The sequence below is a fragment of the Bacillus sp. VT 712 genome (assembly GCF_001614195.1).
Classification (GTDB): Bacteria; Bacillota; Bacilli; order Bacillales; family Bacillaceae_H; genus Priestia; species Priestia flexa.
On record NZ_LWBK01000025.1, the window covers coordinates 1 to 21,611 of the forward strand.

The following is a 21,611-nucleotide window of genomic DNA, read 5'->3' on the forward strand; positions in this document are numbered from 1 at the left end:
TTATCACTAGCGTCGCATTAAAATAATTCAACGCTTTCTAAAAATCTGAATTTTCTGTAATATAACCCAAACATAAAAAAATCCTTTATACTGGTTGAGCGGTAGTAAACCATCCAAATCCAATACAAAGGACCATAAGCATGGATAAGTTTACACGAAAAACATCATTTGAACAATGGTTTTCACCGATTTCTTCAACGAAATTAGAAGAATTAGTGGAAACCCATCATTTAAATTACTATACAAAGAAGCTACACATCACTTCATTCTTGAAATTACTCGTATTTGCACAACTCAACGAAATCGAAAGTTTACGTGCTGTCAGTGAGACATTGTTTTCAGACGACCTTCAAAAAGCAACGGATTTAGAATCGATTAGCTTTTCGCAATTAGGCCGCCGATTAAATCAAATTCCAACAGACGTGTTCCAGCAAGTTTTTCTGGATTTAGTCGCTCAGATTCATGCGAAATCTCAATATGAGCAGCGCCGGAAAACGACAACACCGCTGAAAATCATTGATTCGAGTACGTTGCCACTCAATTTGAATAATCACAAATGGGCGGAGTTTCGCAAAACAAAATCAGGTATCAAGCTTCATTTGCGCCTTGTTTACGCAGAAAAAGGCTGTTCCTATCCTGATAATGCGGTGCTGACAAATGCGAAAGAACACGATCGTGGCCAGCTAGAGGTACTCGTTGACGACAAAGAATGCATGTACGTTTTTGATCGTGGTTACTTAGATTATGAGCGATTTGACCGCATGACCGATGATGGCTATTTCTTCGTCTCACGCTTGCGAAAAAATACGGTCATTCGTGTCGTAGAGCCATTTAAACTGCCAATCGATTCAACTGTATTGTCGGATGAAATGATTCTGATCGGCACCACACAAAATCGTGCAGAAAATATCTTTCGCCTCATCAAAGTGCTCGATTCAAAAGGTAACGAACTGCATCTAATTACGAATCGATTTGATTTAAGCGCCGATGATATCGCTGAATTGTACAAATCGCGCTGGGCAATCGAGTTATTTTTCAAATGGTTGAAGCAGCACCTGAACATCAAAAAGTTCTACGCGCAGAGCGAACAAGGCGTACATAATCAAGTGTATATCGCAATGATTGTATATTGCCTAAATGTACTGGCACAGCTGAACACGAACAGTTCAAGGACGTACTTACAAATTAGTCGCTTACTCAAAGCGGCACCATGGAAATCCGCTCATTTATGGCTACGAAAAATCGTAGGGAAAACCGTGCCCTAAAGAATTTCACAGGTCTGTTGCACTCGTCAAAGGTTATAGTAAAAAAATGGATGTTAACTACCTCTATTCAAATGTCTTTGTTTTTCTTCTCATGAGTAAAAACAAGAAAGCAGAAAATTCAGTCAAAATTTATGCAACACTAGTGATAAATTATATCTATATTATTATCTATAATAAAATGAATACGTCATTACATAGTTCACGATCCTAGGAAAAAAGGAACATTTCTGGAATAAGAATAAACCCCTTTATATTATCCAATTCTTTTTTTATTAATGGCTCTGTTAAATTATAATGTTGATTTTAAATAAAATAATTGGAACTCCAATTTTTGAGGAGTTCCTTATAGTCAATCCCAATAGTTAAAGATTATCTGCCCTACCGTTTCAGGCTTCCAATAAGCAATTTGTTCCAACTCAGCACTATTTAATTCCGTTTGCTTTGAAAGTTTTTGATTTAAAGGAACGTTTAGTTCACCTGTACCTATTACTCGATAGAAAGATGAAAATTTCTCATAAGGAACAGGTCTGTTGATAAATTTTATGTTTCCAAATTCAACTATGGAGGCGAATGCAAGATAAGGATAATGTTCATTAAGAAGAATATAAAATTGATTACCTACAATCTCAACGTGAGCGTAATAAAAATTTGATGGGTATTGAGGCGTAATAAAATTTATTACTTTTCCACTGTTACGAGAAGCAAAGTCGAAGCATAATTGCTTGAACTGTTTCCCGTCTACTTGTGGGGGTTTATTGACTTTTGAATCATAAAAGCCAGTTACTCCATTAGGAAGTTTCATCTTGTGTTCACCATCCGCTACACACTGAATTTAGATAAACGCAAACTATCATAAGTATCCGTCATTTCAAATACAAATGATGATAAAAGAAATTCTTTTATATTGTGTTTTGTGCTTTCGTTACTACGGCTATCTACAAACAAGAACCAAGCAAGGTAATTATCAAGGTATTTCGTAGCCACACCTTTAAAACGGTCTATCCACCTTTTCATTCGTGAATGCAGACCATTGACATTTTGAATATGGTACAAGCCTTTTATAACGTGTTTTCCATCATTTGATTTGATTCTGTAATGCTCTAAACCTTTTTCTTTTGCATACGTCTTATAGGCTCTCCACGCATCTGTAACGAGTACATTATCAGATATTAGTTTAGAACCAATCATACTATCAACTTTGGTTTTGACAACACGCCCCATACAAGCAACTTTAGAGACAGTTTCTTTAGTGCGTTCTCTTGCAACAAGAACACATACTTGTTCGTGGCTTATTCCTCTATGTTTTGATTTACCGCCTCGCTTGCGAGGTTTACGTTCAGTAATCCCACGTTGTCCTTTTTGAGAGTATAGGAAATAGGTCTCGTCAACTTCAACGATACCGTCAAATTGTTTAAAATCCATTTGTTTTAATGCACTTAACAGTTTGTGTCTCCAATAAAAAAGCGTAACCCAAGTAACCCCTACGATTTCGGCAGATTTTCGCAGGGAATAGCCTTTGAACATACAGTCAACAAATGTAATCCATTCATCACCTTTACGAGTACGGTAAAGAACTGTATTCGTTGTATCAGTAAAGGTCTTACTACAACATTTGCAACGATAACGTTGGCGACCATTATATTTGCCGAACCTAACAATGTGTTCAGATGCACAATGAGGACATTCAAATCCTTCTTTAAAACGAGTTTCTCGCATTTCATTAATTAGACGACCACCAACGGAGGATGAAGGTTAAACATAGCATTTTACCCATTGAAACACTCGCTCTTTTTCTGTGTGTGATAAATTCCCGATATGTTTTAATAGATTACTGAACGCTTTGCTCAACCTTGCCACCTCCCCGAATGTCTGTTCTTATGCTAATTATAATAAGATTTAGAGGTGGTTTCAAATATCAACATTTACCTTTAACAGAGCCTTATTAATAAAAAAGGCAGATATTTTAATCTGCCTTAATCTTAAACCGCTCCCTCTTCTTCCCACTCTGCTGATCAAACTTCGCTTTCAGCGCCGCAAGTTCCATATCTAGCGTTTTCATAATGGTCGCAACCTCTTGGTCCGTGTATTCGTAGTTATTTCTGTTTGAGCAGTTTCCAAGCAGCTCCATTAAAGCAATAATTTTGTTTGTTCTGGCTTCCGCTACGCGGATAAAGCGCTCTCTTTTCGTTTCTTTCATAGGCATTCTCCTACCTGACTTTTTATCTGTTTATTCACTTACTATCCAATATACAGAATATACTGATTTCACTCAAGACTTCTTTACTATATTTCACGTATGAGGTAACGTATTTCATATCCATTTTTAATTATATCGGACCTTTTTTCATACTTTTTAACTACTTAATTTAACAAATATTACATTTTATTTTAAAAAAATCCATAACTTATTCATGTTACGATAAAAGTAGTTCGCACATGAAGAACTTACCACTATTTTGACGGAATGGAATCATTAAGAGGAGCATGAGTTAAAAGAAATTATTAAAGAATGTAATTTGTTAGTTAAAGCTGAACGCTTTGATGAATTAATGGAGTACTATACTGAGAATACTATTTTAGCAATCAAGCCGGGATAAATAGCTCGTGGAAAAGAGGAAATTAAGTGGGCATTCATTAAAATTGCTCAGCACTGCAACCATACAATTGTTCCAAAAAAATCAAGATGTAACTGGCTATGCGTCATTGATAATTCATACGGAACATCATTAATTGGAAGTGAAGAGAAAGTTTAATACTTATGTTTACCATAAAAATCCCGCTATCAACTTTATGTTAATAGCGGGATTTTCAACTTCTCTACTACTCTTCATTACTTATAAGGTGGACCTTTCGGCACGTTCCCAAAAGGTGAAGTAGAATACATCATTTCTCTGTATGTAATCATCATGCTTTGACTTTTTATTGCATCGACTTGTTCATTGTAAGATGAAACAAGCTTTTCAATTTCTTCGTCTACTGTTTCTAAAAGCGCGATGCTTTTTGTTTTTTGTTCCTTTGCTTCTTCTACAATCGCGTTTACTACTTTACCTTTGCTATCGTCTTCCACTACAATTTTCTGGATTTTCTTTTCCAATGCGTCGTCAATAGCGGCAATTTTATCCGTGAGCTCTGTAAATTGTTGGGTTCTATCCGTCAAGTCTTCTTGCGGCGAGACGCGCTCAAACATAAACGCTGTTTTGCTTTCAGTTCCTTCCATCTGTTATCCTCCAGGCACATAGTTAAATAGAATACTAAGATCTCGGTCCTTGCTGAAAAGCTGTTCGATATTGGACTTTGTTGACTCTAAAAAGTCTTCGTTATCCGTCAAGCTTTTAGTTAAACCTTCCATCAAGTGAGAAATATCCATGCCGCTTAAACCGTTAAACTGTTCAGTTACTTCTACTTTATCAATTTGCACAGGTGAAAAGTAAGGTAAAAACACGTGCTTTCGTAAAAGCGGAAGCTGACCGCACGGGTTCGTTTCAATATTACGGATATCGCTAAGCACCTTTTGCTTTTGGTTTTCATAATCATCAATAATATGCTCTTGAAACCTTTCAGCAATTTTAGTGATATACGTTTTCTTTTTCTGAAGCTCCTGCTGTCCTTCTTGGTACATGCGCACCGCAGCCGAAATATTAACTTTAATTTCTTGGTTTCCACCAGTCATCAGCACCAAATCATTACCTAAATATCCTTGATTTTTAGAAGCACCTAGCGCATTTAACATCTCAATGATTCCGTGACTTGCAATAATTTCTTCCATAACTGAACCTAACTCTTCATGTAATCGCTTAGCGCTCGCTTGCATATTTTGCACTTCATGATAAATGGCAATAGCGGCATCCACATCACCAGCCATTACGTTAAACCCACTGGCCATAGCTGCTTGCCCTGCATATGGACTGTACTTCGTACCTTTCATCATTTCTTCTGACATCTTGCGGTTCTCGTCGATGCTATTAATTTTTTCTTCAATGATTTTTAATGACTTTTCAATGTTCGCAAGCTCTTCCACTGCGACTTGCTTCTGTGCGTTTGTAATATAGCCTGCGTTTTTCAATTCACCAAAAATCACATCTGCATTCGACGTGATGTTCGTAACCTTTTCAAGCAAAGGCGGCACTTTTTTATTGACGTCTGAAATCATGTCATCAAGGTCTTTGCTGAAATACGTGCCAACAGCAGCTCCTACTCCGTCGTTCATAATTTTATCGACGACGTCCATATTCACACTCGTTAAGTCTTCAATCCCTTGATTGTTTCCACCGTTCTGAAATCCCTCTGCATAAACTAATGCAAAATCTTGTAAGCTTTTAACCTCTGAATCTGGAATTTTGTCAATAATGGCTTTTAGACCTGGCTTGTCAGGATTCGTATCAATCATGGTGACATCACCCAATGTGAAAAAACCTCGAATATTTGCCAGGGCGTTCAATGGATCATCAGAAGAAATAACCTGGTGAATCACCGTACCTTTTTCTTTATAATACGCTTCTGCGAAAGTTTTAAGTTCGTTCTGAGGGAGAGAATAGATGGCTTTGTAGTCCCCAATGCTTATGTTGAACTTTTTGTTCACTGCGCCTAAAAATTCATGGTCTTTTTGATAGAGTTGAAAGTATGTTGACTGCGCACCATTTACACTGTAAACTTCGTCAAAGTTTCCATTTAGCAATTGTGAAACGGTATTATTATTATGAGCTAACGAATGTGACAATCCAATGGTACTAGAAATCTCTTTTACTGATGCTCTCTCTTTAAACTCTTTCTGAGCTTCCTTCACAAAAATGTTTGTACTATCTGCTTGGGCAGTATCTACCCCAGCCTGCATTGCTCGTATATTATACAGCCAATCATTAGCGTCTGTTGTACCTTGAGATATTACGTACATTTCGTTTACGTCCTGCTCTTTTGAATAGATATGTATAGCTGTTCCGTCATAAGAAGAATTCTCATCTTTCACTATTTGATCAATTTCAGAAGAACGCACAACGCTTATTTCTCCTTTTAAAGGCTGACCTGTTTCTTCTATATAAATTCGCTGTATTTCTTGCGCAAACTCTTTTTTACTTATATCTTTGTATCCTAAATCTGTGATTCTTAACCACAGTTCCTTCGTTTCTACAAGTTGTTTATCGCTCATTTATTATTCACTTTCTTTCTTCTTTAAAAATTCAACCGATGATATTGATTTATATGCACGCTTTTTAAATTTGGCATCTTGTGGGTTACACAACTTTGGATTATCCACACAACTTCCAGAATATACAACCTCTACTCCTCCCCAACCTTTGTCAGGATGAATATAGGCAGCATAGCCATATAAACCTTCGTCCATCGTGAACGGTGCTACGTACGTTACTTTTCCTTTTCCATCAATTCGGTCAAACTCCATATCTTCACCTATACTATTCGTTAAGAGTTCTTTTGCATATCCAATTCCAGTTTCATCATTAGATAGAGCATTTGTATATTTAATTCTAAGCAACGCTTCCGTTTTGTCATTATACAGAATACCAGCTAAAAATGCCTCACTGCTTTCATCTTTTCGCGTATAACCAATGCCATCGATTTCCCCACCAGTTGGAAACAACATTTCATACACACCCGTTTTGGATTCAAGCGTGTAATATCCTTTTTCCGTTTCTTTTGTCGACTTGATCATTTCTCGCGTAAATTCATCTTGAAGGGCTCTTGTATTTGGCAATTCCTCCACGGCCACTTCGCTTGGCTTCTGTTCTACTGGTTTTGTTTCGTTTGATTGTTCGTCACTCATTTGACAGCCACCTACGAATAGGCTACTGAGAAGTACGAGTATGATTCGTTTTCGTTTTATGAACATTTGGTGCCTCCTGATTTTATGTTTGTGTAATAACGTGTAACACTTATTTTTTAGCCTCATTTTTGTTTAAGAATTTTACTGAGGAAATCAACTTGTACGCACGCTTTTTAAACGTTTCTTCTTGTGGATCACATGGCTTTGTCTTGTCTCTACAACTTGCAGAATAAATAATTTCCACACCTCCCCATCCTTCTTCAGGATGAACGTATGCACCATAACCATACGAACCAGTTTCCTTCATCTTAAAAGGCGCTATGTACATTACCTTTCCTTTTACATCAATTCGTTCAAACGTCATGTCTTCACCTATGTTTTTTGTTAAGAATCTTTTGGCGTATTCAATATCTGTTTCGTCATTTGATAGAATTGTATTATAATTAATTCTAAGTTCTGCTGACGATTTATCCTCATACAAAATACCGGCTAAGAATGACTCACTACTTTCACCATTTTGCTTATAACCAATCCCATCGATTCCTCCTCCAGCTGGAAACAACATTTCATACACACCCGTTTTGGATTCAAGCGTGTAATATCCTTTTTCCGTTTCTTTTGTCGACTTGATCATATCTCGCGTAAATTCATCTTGAAGGGCTCTGGTATTTGGCAATTCCTCTGTCGCCACTTCGCTTGGCTTTTGGTCTAGGGACTTTGTTTCAATTGATTGTTCGTCACTCATTTGACAGCCACCTAAAATCAGGCTACTGAGAACTATGGCTAGCGTTTTTTTTGTTTTTATATGCATAGTTCTCCTCCTAATTTTTAGCACTTATGTACCTTTCTTTTATGGTATCAACATGTATAGAGATTGTTATTTAAGCTATCTCCCTAATAGTTCACTAAACCCAACCTTAATGATTTGCTCATCTTAAATTTCAATTATAAGCGTAAGATTTGTATCAAACAGACAATAATAAAAACTAACTGCTTCAATTTTATCTAAAGATTGAAATATATGATTCAGGCTTGTTTCGATTACTGGAAGTTAATTGTCATCCCAAATGAGATAAACTCTGTCTTCAAAGTCCTTTACTCTTTGCTTAATGCGTGGAAGTAACTCTTCCCTGTTCTGAATAAGCAAATGATTTTCTATATTGCTCCAATCAACTTTTCCAGAAACAGAGATAGGAAACTTTTCTTCTATTAAATTAGTAATTGCTTGACTCTTTTCGTTCGAAAGGATTACTGTATTTTCTCCAAGCGTTTCAATACATTCATCAAATAATTGATGGTCACTACCTTTCGTGTTTATTTTAAGGTCTTTTAAGTTTTGTTCTAACTTCTACTGCCTTACTATTTTATTATCCACTTAATCTCATCTCTTTCCACAAGAAAAATTCATAAAACAACTATAGCATATAGCCAGAGAAGACGTTAAAAGGCTTATAGAGAAAAAGAACTCCTACCTTTTGGAATTCTTCTATTTCTATATAAGCTGTTTTCGATTTCACTTAAAGGTAATTGATGACATTACCTTGTGTGCTCGATCTTTTATTTTTTCATTTGATGGTTCACACTGGACCTGAAGCTGATTACACCCTACTGAATATACTACTTTTACTCCACCTTTTTGACTTTTGGGATGAACATATGCCGCATAACCAACTGCGTCTTCGTCCACCTTGAATGGTGCTATATACAATGTTCGATTTTTCAAGTCTACTTTTTCAAAAGCTGATGAGATCCCTAAGTTATTCGTCAAAAAATCAATAGAATAACTTACTCCTTTTTTATCGTTATAAAGCTCTTGGTTATAGTTGATACGGATTTGCGCTTCTACTTGATCATCGTATACTGCGCCTATTACACAGGATTCAATTTGGTTTTCTGTATATGAATAAAGCGTCTCAGAAATTCCCCCACCAGCCGGAAACAACATCTCATACTCCCCCGTTTTGGATTCAAGCGTATAGTATCCTTTTTCCGTTTCCTGTGCGGATTTCAGCATGCTGCGCGTAAATTCATCTTGGAGTGCTCTTGCTTTTATTTGTTCTTCTGTTGTCGCTTCCGGTTGTGTTTCTTCCTGTTCGTTTACGCTTTGACAAGCTGTGAGGCTCAACGTTACTATCAGTAAAGCGGTGAATCTTTTTAAATTTAAACGCATTGTATATCCTTACCTCCTGTTGTTACAGATCATCAATTGAAACGACTTCTCCAGTTATAGCATTTACAGCGTAATGGCAGTCTAGCTTTCCGCAAAGAACGTACCTTCCTTGTTTGCGGTCATAAACGTAGTATGGCGTAAGTTCTATGAAATTGTGCAGCTTCTCAAGCGCTTCTGCTTTCGCAACTGTTACTTCTTCTGCTTTTTGAAAGTCTGCAATCATTTCTAAAAGGGACTTTGTATCCATATAGTTCATAACCTCATAGCAAGAACGATCAATAAACAGCTGAATGTTTCGTTTCAACACACTCTGCGTTTGTTCTTTTAATTGTATTTTAGCAACTAAGTAGCCTTTGTCTCGATGTATAGATTTTAAAGACCACTTTCCAGAGTCGCTCTTATATACTTGTGCTAAAAAGCGTTGAACCGCTGCGATACTCCGCTCAATATCTTCCTTCGTCACTTCTTTTAAGTCAGGATGTGGCTCTCGTTTCAATACTTGATTAAATGATACTTCTTCTGTTAGCGTCAAGCTTTTTTCTTGAAACGCTTGTTGAACTTCACCTTCCCACTTGATTAGTTTATCAAGTTCTACATAGGCCTTTTCAGCAACAATGACGCTGAATGGTATCAGCGACAAATCGCGATTTCGTATGTATACTTCTTCAATCGCATAAGCAGGCGTCATTTTTTCCGTCTTCATATTTGGAAATTCAGCTAACTTTAGCTGCTCAGCCACAATGTGCTTCACTTGCGGTAGAGTAAGCTCATACTTTTCTCTGTTAAACGGCTCTTTCTTTGAAAAGTCTCCGTTGATTGAGAAAAATGTTAAATTCCCCGCTTCATCCACTTCAACTTCAATCAATCCAGATGGCGATACGGAAACACCGTTTAGGATTTTTCTAAAGGACATTCGCTTGTCCTCACGCTTATGAAATACAAAATGAGTGCCTTCTTGAAGTCCCGTTTCGCTCTCAATCCAACGAACAACAGCATTCGAGTCTTCAATCGAAAGCTTGACACCTTCAGCATAAGAAATCCCGCCAACGAAAATAGCAGTTGTAAACAGTCCTGTGTGAAAATCGACTTCCACTACAGCTGTTCCAGTAGGGTTAAGATCTTCATCTAACAAGTCTTGTTCATGATTGGGAAACCACTCCATTGAAAGTGTATAGACTGTGTCTCCTAAAATAGTAGCACTGCGCCTAACGTCTGAACGATATAAATAGTAGTCTTGCAAGCCCAATTTTTCTTTTGTATGTTGAATGAGTTCATTTATTCTTGATTTCATTTGATTCTCCTTATTCTATTCCATAGTTTGGTAGATTTACCCACTATGATAAGGGAGAAACGCATTTTTTACAATTATTTTCCACAAACACTTTTAGAGCTTCCCTTTCCGATAAGCAAGTGGCGTCATTCCCATCATTTTTTTAAACTGATCAATAAAGTAGCTGGTGCTGTTAAATCCCACTTCAAAGGCTACGTCCGTAATGCTTTTTTCCTCTTGCTTTAAGAGCAGAATACTTTTTTGAATGCGATACTTCATCACGTACTGAAGCGGCGTAACGTCTAGCATCCGTTTAAAATAGCGGCAGCACTCAGATCGGCTTATTTGACCGGATGCTGCAATATCATCGAGAGTAATTTTTTCGCTATAGTTCATATGCACCCACGTTAACATAGCTTTTATGCGCTGATTTTTCACTTCTTCTGTGTACACGTACCGCTTCTGAAAAGCGTGAACCAAGAGCTGTTTCCAAACCTTAATAAGATTAGCCGTAATCTCAATTTCAAACAGCGGTTCTTTCGTTTGCACAAGCTTGCGAATGACAAATAAAGCTTGTTGAATAGCTCTGCTCCACTCTTTGCTTCCATCAATCAATACATACGATAAGTTGGTGGATTGAACGTAAGGCAAAACGTAAGTTGTATAGAGCTCTTGAGGTAAAAAAAGATGCGGAAGCACGTTTAAACAAATATACACACAGCCCGTTTTCTTCAGATCTTCTGCCATATGCAAGCAGCCGCTGTTAATAAAGAGTCCATCCCCGCTACGCAGCTTAATTTTTTCTTCGTTCACTTGAAAAACTGCTTCTCCTTTTAAAACGTAGATGAGCTGAATTTCATCGTGCCAGTGAAGCGGGATGTAACCGCTGGCGTGTTCTAGTATCGTCGTCTCATAGCAAGCAATCGGCAGCGCTCCCGTATAGTGCTTCGTTAGCTCTTTTAAGTTTTGTTCATTGATTAAAAACTGCTTAAACTTCATAGTCCACCTCAATATTTTTATATTTTTAAGCTCGATTTGAATATAAATACGCATTTTTTCTCTTTATGATTATACTATCATGATATTTTGTAAAGGTAGGAAATCAAATGAAATCTAATCGACGTGCTGGCTTATTATTCGCGATTGTGGGCGCAACGTTTTGGGGAATTGGAGGAACAGTAACAAAAAAGCTGTTTCAAGACTATGAAATTGACGTCAACTGGCTGGTGACCACGCGTTTATTACTAGCCGGCTTGCTGCTTTTACTTTTAAGCTGCTTTGGTAAAAATCGCCGGGAAGTCCTTTTCATTTGGAAAGAAAAGCAGACGGCTCTTCAGCTTGTCACTTATAGCATATTGGGCATGCTTGGCGTGCAGTATACGTATATGGCAGCTATTCATCATGGAAATGCAGCTGTCGCAACGCTGCTTCAATATTTAGCACCCGTCATTATTATTGTATACTTGCTGTTTCGAAGACAAATGCGTTTTACTAGACAAGACGGAACGATCCTTTTATTAGCTTTAACCGGCTGCTTCTTCCTTCTTACAAACGGGTCGCTCTCAACACTTTCTGTACCCTATCTAGCCATCGTATGGGGACTGCTTTCTGCGGTATGCTCCGCTTTTTATACGCTGTATGCAGTTCGGCTGCTTAAACGATTTGACTCTTTGGTTGTTGTTGGATGGTCAATGGTGGTTGGCGGAGTTGCACTTAGCTTTATTCGGGCGCCTTGGGAAGCTCATTTTGACACATTTACGTTTGCTGCGTACGGCTACTTGCTCTTTGTCATCATCTTTGGAACGATGCTGGCGTTTTGGCTGTATATTAAAAGCTTAGATAGCCTCCCTCCAAAAGAAACAAGTTTGTTAGGAAGTCTGGAGCCTCTTGCTGCTGTTTTGACAACGGTCTTTTGGCTTCAGCAGCCGTTTGGGTTCTTTCAGTGGGTAGGAGCTGCTTGTATCTTTGGTGTTGTCTTTTTACTTACGCTTCAAAAAACTCCTAAAGCAAACACGCTTGAACAGAAAGATCCCCCTCTCAAAATCTCTTAAATGATGAGAGGAGGATCTTTCTCTATAGTTTATTCAACTGGCGTTTGAACGTCTTTGGTGGTTTCAATACTTTTAATTTTAAGCTTATCTTCACCTTTTAGCTCCACGCGATAGATTCGATTCTTTACAAACTTCGTACTGGCATCATACGAATCGGTAAACGTGTACTCTTCTGTTGCATACACCGAATACTTACCTTCACCTGTCTTTTCAACTTTACTAACAAGCAATTGATCATTGGCAAACGACACGTTTTTTCCAGCTAAATACGTAATATACGCTTCTAAATCACTATACACTTGCGCATCTTCATCGATATAAGGTGCCATTCCGCTAAAGTCACCGCTGTTTAAGCTTAAAAAATAAGCGGCTTTATAAGACCCTACAAAGTTGTGAATCTCTGTTTCACTCACGTCTTTTACAGGCTTTGGGTCATTTTCTGCTGATTGCTTATCTTTTGCCTCTGCTTTTTCTGTCATAGCTGGTGCAGTGTTATCATCCGTAACCCCGCGGCCAAAATTCATATACACAATAAAAATGAGCACGATTGCAAGAACTGCCCCTACGAAAAAGGGAAACGTTCGCTTTGTTTTTTGCTGCTTTTCTAAAACCGGATAGTCGGCTGTAGCTGGAACGCTTAGCTTTTCTTCTTTCACTTGCAAACTAGCAAAATAAGAAGGAAGAGAAACAGGTGACATACGTTCCGGCCCGGTAAGCATTTGTACTTCTTCAGCAACTTCAATAAATTCAGCAATAGCTGAGCTTCGGTACAGGTCTGCTACTTGGTCGAACGCTTCAATTTCTTTTCCTTGAAAAAACGTTCGTGAAGCGTTCATAAACGATGATAGCCATTTATAGTGCGCATCCATTTCTTCAACGTAGGTTACTCTCTCGATTTGTTTTTGTAGCTGTTGTTGAGAACGCTCGCTATCGTTTATCATTTCATTAATTTCTTTTTCAATAGCCCGCAGCGCCTCGATAGCGTATGCTTTCATATCAGTTTCAAGATTCGCAAAACTGTTCTTCAAACCAGGTAAGTCGATTTCTTCGAGCTGTTTATTTGCGACGGTAAGACGGCGAATGCTTTCATTGTATTCGTGCTGCTTCGTACGAAAACCAGTTGCTGTTTGCTTTGTCACGTACTGCTTTTTTCGGAGCTGATTCCATTCTTCAAGCAGCTCACTTTCTTGCTTTTGAGCAGTTAAAGCATCTTCTTTTAACCCTTCACGCTTTTGATCAACATCCATAAACGTTGGCAAATATTCTGCGCACTTCGCTTCAAGATTCGCTAGCTTGTTTGTTTGACCATATGCTGACATAACATCGAAAAAACGATTTAACAAGCTGGTCATGTCAGACGATGTGTTAATGTTTGTTTCAAAAAGGCTTAGTATATCTGTATGCAGTTGTTTTAACTTCTCTACTCGGCGCAAGTTTTGACTGCGAGCTTCCAGAAAAGCTGGATAATCTGTTGAAAGCAGCGTTGTCACTAAAAATTCTCCGTTAGTCATATCATACTGCTTGCGCTCTGTTTTCACTACTTTATAAACCTCATGCAGCTCTTTAGAAACTTCCATCATAAACTCTTGTTCCGTCAGCTGATGAAGCTTGTCCTTTACGTTACGTAAATGGCGTGAGCGCAGCGGTTCTTTTTCGTTATATAAGCTCAGCCATTCTTGCAGCATCTCATAAGCTGCTTCATTCCATTTAATTGTGCTCATGTAGTTATTCACCCGTTAATTCAATATTTTCTACTATCACTATACAGGAATTTCACGAGATTTCCAGACAAAAATAGCTATACGATAACCCGCATAGCATTTCGACATTAATATTCATAAGCTTTTAACTCTTCTTCAAATACCATTTGCATCGCGGTAAAATCATCTGGATGGGCCTTCATCGCATCATGTAGGTGGTTTAGCTCAAACTGCGAAGTAATCTCGTATTCTTTTAAATATTCATAGCTTTCAAGCTGTTCTTTAATCACGTACTGCTGCATCGTTTTGTTCTTAGGGTATTTCTCTTGGGCAGCTTGATAAACCGCATGCTCAACCTCTTTTTTATCTAATGACAAAATTGGATTCGTAAGCGTAGCTGAAAAAGCTGTTGGCGTATCATGACTGGTTGCCGTTTGACCTGCGAGCTTATCTTCAAGCTCAGACAGCTGCATTTTTACATGTTCAAGCTGCTTTAAAGCCTGATTTTTTTCTACGAGGACTTCTTTCTTTTCTTCTGTCAGTTCAGCAAGCTCTTCTTCTAGCAGTGAAATTTTTTGATAGCTCGTAATAATAAGTGCAGAACAAAATAAAAAGACAATCGTTAGCGCAAGCATCAGCGCAAGAAACCACCATTTTTTATAAAGAGGCATTGGAACTGTTGACATGTAAAACCCCTCCTTTATAGCTTGGCACACTCTTTTAATACCCATGTATATGCGTAAAGAAGGGATTTTATTTATTGATAGACGGCTAAAACGTTTTTAATACAAACTCTTTAAAATTCTGCACGGCTGGTGAAATGTATCTTCCTTTAACCCAAGCTATGCCAATAAGACGTTCGCATTTCGGGTAGTGGATTGGAATTTTCACGATATGACTTTGATCTACTCCTTTTAAATCCGGCAAAATCGATACGCCAAGCCCAGCGGCCACAAGCCCCGCAACCGTGTCTGCTTCTTCTCCTTCAAAGGTTACGTGAGGATTCACACCCACTTCATGAAGAAACTGCTCAACCGTGACGCGTAGGCTAAACCCTTTTTTCAAATGAATAAACGGTTCTTCTACTAGCTCTTCAATGGTTATTGCTTCTTTTGTGGCAAAAGCATGATTCGTCGGCACAATCGCAAATAACTCTTCTCTCCAAAGCTCTTTCCACGCTACGGGTTCTTTAATACCCATGGGAGAGATTAAGCAAATGTCTAACTCTCCTTTTTCCAGCTGATCTAGTAGAATATGCGTTGGACTCTGTCTAAGTGAAAAGTTGACCTTGGGATACTGTCTGCGAAATTCCACAAGCAAATCAGGTATGAGGTTGGTGCTCAGCGTATGTAAAAACCCTAGAGAAACCTGACCTTGGTCAGGGTCAAGTAAATGCTGAATCTCTTGCTTCCCTTTCTCAAATTCACTCATCATATTCGTAACGCTTTTTAGTAGAATTTCACCGTACTGATTTAAGCGAATCGATCTTCCCTGTCGTTCAAAGAGTGAAACACCGATTTCCTCTTCAAACCGAGCTAGCGACCTGCTTAAAGCGGGTTGCGTAATCGAAAGCTCCTTGGCTGCTTTTGTCATATGCTGTAAGCGTGCTAAAGTCTGGAAATACTCAAATTGCTGCCATTCCACCTCGTTTGACACCCCTTCCACTCATTACATAAATACATTAAAATCATGATAACTATGCATTATACATTATATATCAGAAGTGATAGGATATACAGGAGAGAAATTCTTCTATAGCTATAGAATCGAAATTAATAATCAAAAGGATGGATAAAACATGTGTGGAGAATATGATCATGAACAAGTGATGATAGTATGAGCTATATTCAGCAGGGAACAAAAGCGTTTCGCAAAACGAGCTTTGCATTTTTTGCAGCGGGCTTCAATACTTTTGCCATTCTTTATTGCACTCAGCCATTAATGGTAACGTTCACAAACGAATTTGATGTTTCACCGACTATCGCAAGCTTATCACTATCCATCACAACTATTACCCTCGCCATCAGTATGCTTGTCTTTGGTTCTCTTTCTGAAGTCTGGGGTCGAAAACCTGTGATGGTTTATTCGATGTTCACTGCTTCTGCGCTTTGCATTTTAACAGCTTTTAGTCCTAATTTTTATATATTATTAGCATTTCGAGCACTCGTCGGAATCGCTTTAGCAGGGTTACCGGCCGTTGCAATGGCTTATCTTGGCGAAGAGATTGAAAGAAAAAGCTTAGGTGCAGCCATGGGATTATACATTAGTGGAAATGCAATTGGAGCCGTAGCGGGGCGCGTCATTTCAGGAGTTGTCAACGACGCAGCCAGCTGGCATTTCTCCATTGGATTAATTGGAATTATTAGCTTAGTTGCTACAATTATTTTTTGGCGCAGCCTACCTGCTTCAACAAATTTTGTACCGCGTAGCCTCAATGTCGTAAGTTTAGGAAAATCACTAGTTGATCACTTAAGAGATCCTGGCTTACTCTTTTTATTCTGTATTGGCTTTTTGCTATTAGGAAGCAACGTTGCTTTGTTTAATTACATCGGCTACGTGCTAACCGCTAAGCCTTACGGACTCAGCGAATCTGTTATCAGCTGGATTTTTATTATCATGATGATTGGAACATTCAGTTCAATTTGGAACGGAAAGCTCATTGATCACCACGGTAAACAGCCAATTCTGCTGATTAATCTACTCGTTGCGTTTGCAGGTGTCTGCCTTACTTTAGAGAGCCACTTACTATTAAAAATTATCGGTATCGGCCTCTTTACCTTCGGCTTTTTCGGCGCTCACTCCATCGCTAGCAGCTGGGTGGGACAGCGAGCCCTGCGCAACAAAGCACAAGCTTCGTCCTTATATTTATTTTTATACTATACGGGTTCAAGCGTCGGCGGGACTCTAGGCGGGATATTCTGGTCACACTACGGCTGGCACGGCGTTATTGGAATGATCGGTGGATTTCTACTGACTGCCGGAATATTAACCGCTTGCTTATCAAAAGTAAACGTCAAATCAACTGCGCTTGTAAAAGCAAAGGAAAGCTATTAAAGAAGGTGCTATAAACAGTAAAAAGCTCTGTGAGAATAATTCACAGAGCTTTGGGTTTGTTATCATTCACGAAAAATGGCTGAACTTTTTTAACAGGAAAAGAAACTGACATGACCTACTATTTAGATTATTTTCACTAACTTTTTTGTAAAAATACTATCTTTTTCACTTGGGCTCATACATCATCTTCTTCCCCTCTACTCAAACCACTTGTCATCGTCAGAAATCCACTTATTTTGATGCAAGTCCAAGCAAAGGTCGTGGTCGTGAAAGCTAAAGTAACTTGGAAGCTTGATGGAAGAGCCACCCGCTTCTAACTAACAGCTATAAAACCAGCTTGCAATGGGACTCTTTTTAACTATTGCTTTGTACTCCTCTTCTGAAAACACCTTAATTGAATGTCTTCGTAAAAGAGCTGTTGTCACTCCCATTCCCGTAACTTGTTCCCCTTGAAACGTGCCGTTGTAGATCATCGAACTTCCGCATGAAGGACTGCTTTCTTTTAACACCACAACAGTTGCGTTTAGCTCTTGTGCTTTTTCAAGCGTTTGATAAGCTCCTTGTATGTACAAACTCGTCACGTCTCTACCTGATTTTTCAATCACGCTCGCCGTTCCGTCTAGCACATCTTCACCGCTTCCTCCAACAATTTCTGCTGGCTCGCGCGGCGTGGTAAAACCTCCTAAAAGCTCTGGACAGACAGGAACGGCTTTTTTCGCGTGAATCAACGATTGTATGACTGACTGTTCACAAGACGTACCGTTATACCGCACCGGCATTCCTGCTAAGCATGAGCTGACTAAAATCATCTTTCCTCCTCCAATTCTTTCAATCTCGTTCTAGAGTTTGTTCTTTTTTCTATTAAACCTAAAGTCTCTTATCAAAAAGAAATGACAGTTCATACTGTATTATTTACGTCGCTTTAATTCCTGCCCCGCAAAGTGGAATAACGACTTTCTCTGTTGATTCACAAGCATATCGCAAATACCCAGCATAATTCGCAGCTGTCGTTGGCTCAACGTAAAATCCTTTTTCAGCAAGCATTGTTCTTGCTTTTTGAATATCTTCTTCACTCACACGAATAACGTCTCCACCTGTATTTCGAATAGCTGATAAAATTTGCTTAGAGCGAGCCGGAGCCGCAATAGCGATTCCTTCTGCTAAAGTAGGCTGTCCTGAGATTGGAGTGGCTGCTTTTTCTCCTCTTTTAAATGCTTGTTGAATTGGAGAACAGTTTTTGGCTTGTACAGCGACAATTTTAGGCACTTTTCCTATTAATCCGTTGTCTTTTAGCTCATTAAACCCATAATATGCACCTAGAAGCAGCGTTCCGTTTCCAACCGGCACAATGAGTGTATCAGGTGCTCCGTTTAGCTGCTCCCAAATTTCGTACGCATACGTTTTAGTACCTTCATAGAAATAGGGATTATATACATGGCTTGCGTAGAACTTCTCTTCATTATGAACTGCTTGCTGAGCAGCGGCAGCAACGTCTTCCCTTGTTCCGTTCACTTCTCGTACGCGCGCTTCGTGAGCTTTTATTTGCGCCACCTTTTTTGGAGACGTACTACTTGAAAGAAAAATGTCACAGGCAATGCCGGCTCTTTTGGCATAGGCTGCAATCGCTGTGCCAGCATTTCCGCTGCTATCCGCAATGATGCTTTCTACCTTTAACTCTTTTGCTTTTGCAATCAATACGGCTGCTCCGCGATCTTTAAAAGAGAGTGTAGGCATCATGTAATCAACTTTGACATACGTATTGGGGGCATTTGGTTCTAAGGAGATAAGCGGCGTGTTGCCTTCTCCCATTGTTACTCGCTTCCAGCTGTCTGCTTCTTTTGAAAAAGGCAGTGCATCAACATAGCGCCACATCGTTGGCAGGTGGTGATGAATGTTTTCACTTTGGAAAGCTACCTTTTCCTTTAACAAATCCAATACTCCTCCACATTTGCACTTCCACAGCATGTCTTTCACAGGGTACGTTTGATGACACTCGCTTCATATATATGCTTCATTCATGTAAACCTCTCCCTTCGTTTAACTACCTATATTATACAATAGTAGAAAAATTCTTCGTTTGTTGTAAAATTTTTCTTACCACGCTAGTATATAGTAGTATAGGCGAAAAAAGGAGAGATTTTATGAGACAAAACCTTGTAAAGCTTGGTTATTTACTGGGCATTTCGTTAGTGTTGGCAGGAATACTGTATTTCTTTGCATCAAACTGGCAAGGGTTTGACCGCTATACAAAAATCGCCTTAAGCATGGCAATGATGCTTTTATTTTACGGAAGTGGATTTGTTAGCAGAATGCTGTTACCTCACCAAGCATTTCTTAGTCACTGGCTGCTCGTTGCAAGCTCCATTTCATTTGGTTTAAGCACTGCGCTCGTCGGGCAAATCTATAACTCTCATGCAGACGGGTATTGGTTATTTTTCATTTGGCTCTTACCAGCCGTTTTATTTAGTGTATTTACAAAATATCAGCCGTTTTATGTTCTTTCGTTTATCTTACTTCAGCTCACCATGTACTTTTATATTTCACCAACTGCCGTTTTCCACCGAACAGAAAATGAAGAAATTTTTCTTTACCTTACAATGGCGTTTATCAACGCTCTTATCTTTCTATTCGTAAAAAAGCAATATGTAAAGTCGCCTATTGTAATGTATGGTGCTTTTATTGTCATTCACTTCATCTTTTTAAGCATTTCACAACCAAATTATACTGTGCTAAGCGTAAGCGTTTTGATTGCTTATATCGCTCTATCAATTGTTTCACTGTTTTATTTTTCAAAAGTACAATCACACAAAGGATTGTTAGGAATTTCAATCGTTGCCGCTGCGCTGCTCGTTGTCCAGCAAGTTTTGTGGTATCTGTTCGATAACTACAGTGAGCTCACTTTATTTTTGGTACTTGGATTTGTTTTTTTATTTGTTGCAGCAAGCGTTTGGTTTATCAACTGGTTATCTCTTCACACTGATGCTCAACAAAAATCGCTGCGTGTCATCAAACAAATTATTATCATAGGAATTACGGCAATCGCTTCTATTTTAGGTAGCATATCTATCGGTGGACTTGTAACGCTCTTTACTGGCGAGTATTCACAAAACTTCATGATGCTGATTGGAACAGCCATTATGCTTTCGTTTTTCTTTATTAAAGCAGCTATTCCAACCGTTAAGTATACCCTTTTTATGACAGGTTTTTTAATCAGCGGAGTGTCCGCATTCTTTGTATACGATGTGTTGTTTTTTATCTATCTAGCACTCTTTGTTTCACTTCTATGGTTTGCTAAACAAAAATCCTTGCGCGTAGCCATCTACACGCTTGCTCAGCTGTTGATACTTATTAAGCTACCAACAACTTATTATGAAGCTATTCAACTTGATTACGTTTTAATTGCGCTCATTCTTTTAAATGTCATTGTGTGTTGTTTGACAGCTTGCCTACCTTTTAAAAGAAGCTCACTTTTGCTTACGTTTATCTTTTCACTTTCCCTTATTGGAAGCGTGAATTCACCTACTCTAAACATAACCTACAGCATCTTGTTCTTTGCTTTTTCTACGGCGTTTCTCTTTAAAAGCGTGCGGAAAGATAAGAAATTTGAGTTTACAGCTTCGATTATTTTTTGGTTTATCTTTTTAGGAACGCAATATTATGACTACCTTTGGGATCTTCTCGATAAATCGTTCGCACTTTTGCTATTAGGTGCTTTATTTACCGCATGTAGCTATAAGTTTGATCTTGTTGAAAAACAACACCCTTCCTTTATCGAGCAACATAAAAAAAGAATAGTATTCATCATTGCTTTACAGCTTATGATTCTTGGCGGATTGTTTATGAAAAATGAAATACTTCTCCAAAGTGGAAAAGAAGTGAAGCTCGAGCTAGCTCCGTTAGATCCACGCTCTCTTTTACAAGGAGACTATGTGGAGCTACATTATGAAATTTCTGATATTGAATTAGAAAAGGTTAAAGATGGTCAACGTGTTCAACTGCTGCTTCGCAAAAATAAACAAGGTGTTTTCGAATACGCAAAGCAGTATAAAATTCATGATAAGTGGAATTCTCCTTATCAAGCAAAGAAAGATGATGTTCTCATAACAGGTACGTACTACAGCTGGGGAATTCAATACGGCATTGAGCATTACTTTATTCCAGAAGGAACCGGTTTACAAATCGAGCAAGAAGCAAAGCATGCCAAAGTCAAGGTTGGAAAAAATGGAGATGCAATTTTAGTAGAGGTAACACCATAACAAAGAGAACTATTCCTTGCATTTTTTGTCCAGGGAATAGTTTTTACTATTTTTACCTATTATGTTAAA

The 21,611-nt window shown here is 38.5% G+C and carries 19 protein-coding genes and 2 pseudogenes; 5 read left to right on the forward strand and 16 right to left on the reverse strand.

Annotation, left to right across the window (positions count from 1 at the left end; genetic code table 11):
- Window positions 1-140: 140 nt before the first annotated feature.
- Entirely contained in the window at window positions 141-1,265 is a 1,125-nt protein-coding gene (locus tag A2U94_RS13085; RefSeq protein WP_025910968.1) for an IS4 family transposase, read from the forward strand.
- Window positions 1,266-1,614: 349 nt separating this feature from the next.
- On the opposite strand, the gene A2U94_RS13090 is transcribed toward A2U94_RS13085, so the two are convergent.
- From A2U94_RS13090 to A2U94_RS13100, 3 genes and pseudogenes are all read right to left on the reverse strand, one after another.
- The gene (locus A2U94_RS13090; protein WP_062954588.1) at window positions 1,615-2,067 is read right to left on the reverse strand and encodes a hypothetical protein; all 453 of its coding nucleotides are present in this window, start codon (window positions 2,065-2,067) and stop codon (window positions 1,615-1,617) included.
- 17 nt (window positions 2,068-2,084) lie between these two features.
- Window positions 2,085-3,113: pseudogene (locus A2U94_RS13095) on the reverse strand (IS1595 family transposase).
- Between the two features lie 115 nt (window positions 3,114-3,228).
- Window positions 3,229-3,462: a hypothetical protein gene (locus A2U94_RS13100; protein WP_197473402.1), complete on the reverse strand. Its 234-nt coding sequence runs from the start codon at window positions 3,460-3,462 to the stop codon at window positions 3,229-3,231.
- A 301-nt stretch (window positions 3,463-3,763) separates the two neighbouring features.
- Here A2U94_RS13100 and A2U94_RS21840 point away from each other — a divergent pair.
- Window positions 3,764-4,018: pseudogene (locus A2U94_RS21840) on the forward strand (hypothetical protein).
- A 77-nt stretch (window positions 4,019-4,095) separates the two neighbouring features.
- On the opposite strand, the gene A2U94_RS13105 reads toward A2U94_RS21840, so the two are convergent.
- The 8 genes from A2U94_RS13105 to A2U94_RS13135 all read right to left on the reverse strand — a co-directional run bounded on the left by A2U94_RS13105 (window position 4,096) and on the right by A2U94_RS13135 (window position 11,480).
- Complete coding sequence (locus A2U94_RS13105) at window positions 4,096-4,482, reverse strand: hypothetical protein (protein ID WP_062954591.1); 387 nt, start codon at window positions 4,480-4,482, stop codon at window positions 4,096-4,098.
- Window positions 4,483-4,485: 3 nt separating this feature from the next.
- Complete coding sequence (locus A2U94_RS13110; RefSeq protein WP_062954593.1) at window positions 4,486-6,408, reverse strand: DUF6792 domain-containing protein; 1,923 nt, start codon at window positions 6,406-6,408, stop codon at window positions 4,486-4,488.
- A gap of 3 nt (window positions 6,409-6,411) precedes the next feature.
- Window positions 6,412-7,041, reverse strand: coding sequence for a YvcA-related protein (locus A2U94_RS13115; protein ID WP_025911860.1), 630 nt, complete (start codon window positions 7,039-7,041; stop codon window positions 6,412-6,414).
- 109 nt (window positions 7,042-7,150) lie between these two features.
- Entirely contained in the window at window positions 7,151-7,786 is a 636-nt protein-coding gene (locus tag A2U94_RS13120; RefSeq protein ID WP_156482252.1) for a YvcA-related protein, read from the reverse strand.
- A 306-nt stretch (window positions 7,787-8,092) separates the two neighbouring features.
- Window positions 8,093-8,359 (reverse strand): CDI toxin immunity protein, encoded by a 267-nt coding sequence (locus tag A2U94_RS22325; protein WP_427625262.1) that lies wholly within the window; start codon window positions 8,357-8,359, stop codon window positions 8,093-8,095.
- Between the two features lie 195 nt (window positions 8,360-8,554).
- Window positions 8,555-9,211: a YvcA-related protein gene (locus tag A2U94_RS13125; protein WP_062954597.1), complete on the reverse strand. Its 657-nt coding sequence runs from the start codon at window positions 9,209-9,211 to the stop codon at window positions 8,555-8,557.
- A gap of 22 nt (window positions 9,212-9,233) precedes the next feature.
- The gene (locus A2U94_RS13130) at window positions 9,234-10,502 is read right to left on the reverse strand and encodes a hypothetical protein (RefSeq protein WP_062954599.1); all 1,269 of its coding nucleotides are present in this window, start codon (window positions 10,500-10,502) and stop codon (window positions 9,234-9,236) included.
- A 93-nt stretch (window positions 10,503-10,595) separates the two neighbouring features.
- Window positions 10,596-11,480 (reverse strand): AraC family transcriptional regulator, encoded by an 885-nt coding sequence (locus A2U94_RS13135; protein WP_025911855.1) that lies wholly within the window; start codon window positions 11,478-11,480, stop codon window positions 10,596-10,598.
- A gap of 107 nt (window positions 11,481-11,587) precedes the next feature.
- On the opposite strand from A2U94_RS13135, the gene A2U94_RS13140 reads away from it, so the two are divergent.
- On the forward strand, window positions 11,588-12,532 hold the full coding sequence (locus A2U94_RS13140; RefSeq protein ID WP_062954601.1) for an EamA family transporter: 945 nt from the start codon (window positions 11,588-11,590) through the stop codon (window positions 12,530-12,532).
- Window positions 12,533-12,561: 29 nt separating this feature from the next.
- Here the strand turns inward: A2U94_RS13140 and A2U94_RS13145 are convergent, their stop codons facing one another.
- The 3 genes from A2U94_RS13145 to A2U94_RS13155 form a co-directional block, all read right to left on the reverse strand.
- Window positions 12,562-14,253, reverse strand: coding sequence for a TcaA NTF2-like domain-containing protein (locus A2U94_RS13145; RefSeq protein WP_062954602.1), 1,692 nt, complete (start codon window positions 14,251-14,253; stop codon window positions 12,562-12,564).
- 107 nt (window positions 14,254-14,360) lie between these two features.
- Window positions 14,361-14,918: a hypothetical protein gene (locus A2U94_RS13150; RefSeq protein ID WP_062687428.1), complete on the reverse strand. Its 558-nt coding sequence runs from the start codon at window positions 14,916-14,918 to the stop codon at window positions 14,361-14,363.
- An 85-nt stretch (window positions 14,919-15,003) separates the two neighbouring features.
- Window positions 15,004-15,876: a LysR family transcriptional regulator gene (locus tag A2U94_RS13155; protein ID WP_062687429.1), complete on the reverse strand. Its 873-nt coding sequence runs from the start codon at window positions 15,874-15,876 to the stop codon at window positions 15,004-15,006.
- A gap of 192 nt (window positions 15,877-16,068) precedes the next feature.
- On the opposite strand from A2U94_RS13155, the gene A2U94_RS13160 reads away from it, so the two are divergent.
- Window positions 16,069-17,286, forward strand: coding sequence for an MFS transporter (locus A2U94_RS13160; protein ID WP_062954604.1), 1,218 nt, complete (start codon window positions 16,069-16,071; stop codon window positions 17,284-17,286).
- A 317-nt stretch (window positions 17,287-17,603) separates the two neighbouring features.
- On the opposite strand, the gene A2U94_RS13165 is transcribed toward A2U94_RS13160, so the two are convergent.
- Both A2U94_RS13165 and thrC read right to left on the reverse strand, forming a co-directional pair.
- Window positions 17,604-18,095 carry a 2-thiouracil desulfurase family protein gene (locus tag A2U94_RS13165; protein ID WP_062954606.1) on the reverse strand — a complete coding sequence of 164 codons (492 nt, stop codon included), beginning with the start codon at window positions 18,093-18,095 and terminating at the stop codon, window positions 17,604-17,606.
- Window positions 18,096-18,198: 103 nt separating this feature from the next.
- Entirely contained in the window at window positions 18,199-19,251 is a 1,053-nt protein-coding gene (thrC, locus tag A2U94_RS13170) for a threonine synthase (RefSeq protein WP_062954608.1), read from the reverse strand.
- A 176-nt stretch (window positions 19,252-19,427) separates the two neighbouring features.
- Between thrC and A2U94_RS13175 the strand changes: the two genes are divergently transcribed.
- Window positions 19,428-21,542 (forward strand): GDYXXLXY domain-containing protein, encoded by a 2,115-nt coding sequence (locus tag A2U94_RS13175; RefSeq protein ID WP_062954610.1) that lies wholly within the window; start codon window positions 19,428-19,430, stop codon window positions 21,540-21,542.
- The last annotated feature ends 69 nt before the right edge of the window (window positions 21,543-21,611 follow it).

Coding starts and splice junctions, on each gene's coding strand:
- A2U94_RS13125 (WP_062954597.1), bottom strand. CDS start 9,211: ATGCGTTTAAATTTAAAAAGATTCACCGCTTTACTGATAGTAACGTTG.
- A2U94_RS13090 (WP_062954588.1), bottom strand. CDS start 2,067: ATGAAACTTCCTAATGGAGTAACTGGCTTTTATGATTCAAAAGTCAAT.
- A2U94_RS13100 (WP_197473402.1), bottom strand. CDS start 3,462: ATGAAAGAAACGAAAAGAGAGCGCTTTATCCGCGTAGCGGAAGCCAGA.
- A2U94_RS13105 (WP_062954591.1), bottom strand. CDS start 4,482: ATGGAAGGAACTGAAAGCAAAACAGCGTTTATGTTTGAGCGCGTCTCG.
- A2U94_RS13115 (WP_025911860.1), bottom strand. CDS start 7,041: ATGAGTGACGAACAATCAAACGAAACAAAACCAGTAGAACAGAAGCCA.
- A2U94_RS13085 (WP_025910968.1), top strand. CDS start 141: ATGGATAAGTTTACACGAAAAACATCATTTGAACAATGGTTTTCACCG.
- A2U94_RS13150 (WP_062687428.1), bottom strand. CDS start 14,918: ATGTCAACAGTTCCAATGCCTCTTTATAAAAAATGGTGGTTTCTTGCG.
- A2U94_RS13135 (WP_025911855.1), bottom strand. CDS start 11,480: ATGAAGTTTAAGCAGTTTTTAATCAATGAACAAAACTTAAAAGAGCTA.
- A2U94_RS13120 (WP_156482252.1), bottom strand. CDS start 7,786: ATGAGTGACGAACAATCAATTGAAACAAAGTCCCTAGACCAAAAGCCA.
- A2U94_RS13130 (WP_062954599.1), bottom strand. CDS start 10,502: ATGAAATCAAGAATAAATGAACTCATTCAACATACAAAAGAAAAATTG.
- A2U94_RS13165 (WP_062954606.1), bottom strand. CDS start 18,095: ATGATTTTAGTCAGCTCATGCTTAGCAGGAATGCCGGTGCGGTATAAC.
- A2U94_RS13145 (WP_062954602.1), bottom strand. CDS start 14,253: ATGAGCACAATTAAATGGAATGAAGCAGCTTATGAGATGCTGCAAGAA.
- A2U94_RS13140 (WP_062954601.1), top strand. CDS start 11,588: ATGAAATCTAATCGACGTGCTGGCTTATTATTCGCGATTGTGGGCGCA.
- A2U94_RS13175 (WP_062954610.1), top strand. CDS start 19,428: ATGAGACAAAACCTTGTAAAGCTTGGTTATTTACTGGGCATTTCGTTA.
- A2U94_RS13110 (WP_062954593.1), bottom strand. CDS start 6,408: ATGAGCGATAAACAACTTGTAGAAACGAAGGAACTGTGGTTAAGAATC.
- thrC (WP_062954608.1), bottom strand. CDS start 19,251: ATGCTGTGGAAGTGCAAATGTGGAGGAGTATTGGATTTGTTAAAGGAA.
- A2U94_RS13160 (WP_062954604.1), top strand. CDS start 16,069: ATGAGCTATATTCAGCAGGGAACAAAAGCGTTTCGCAAAACGAGCTTT.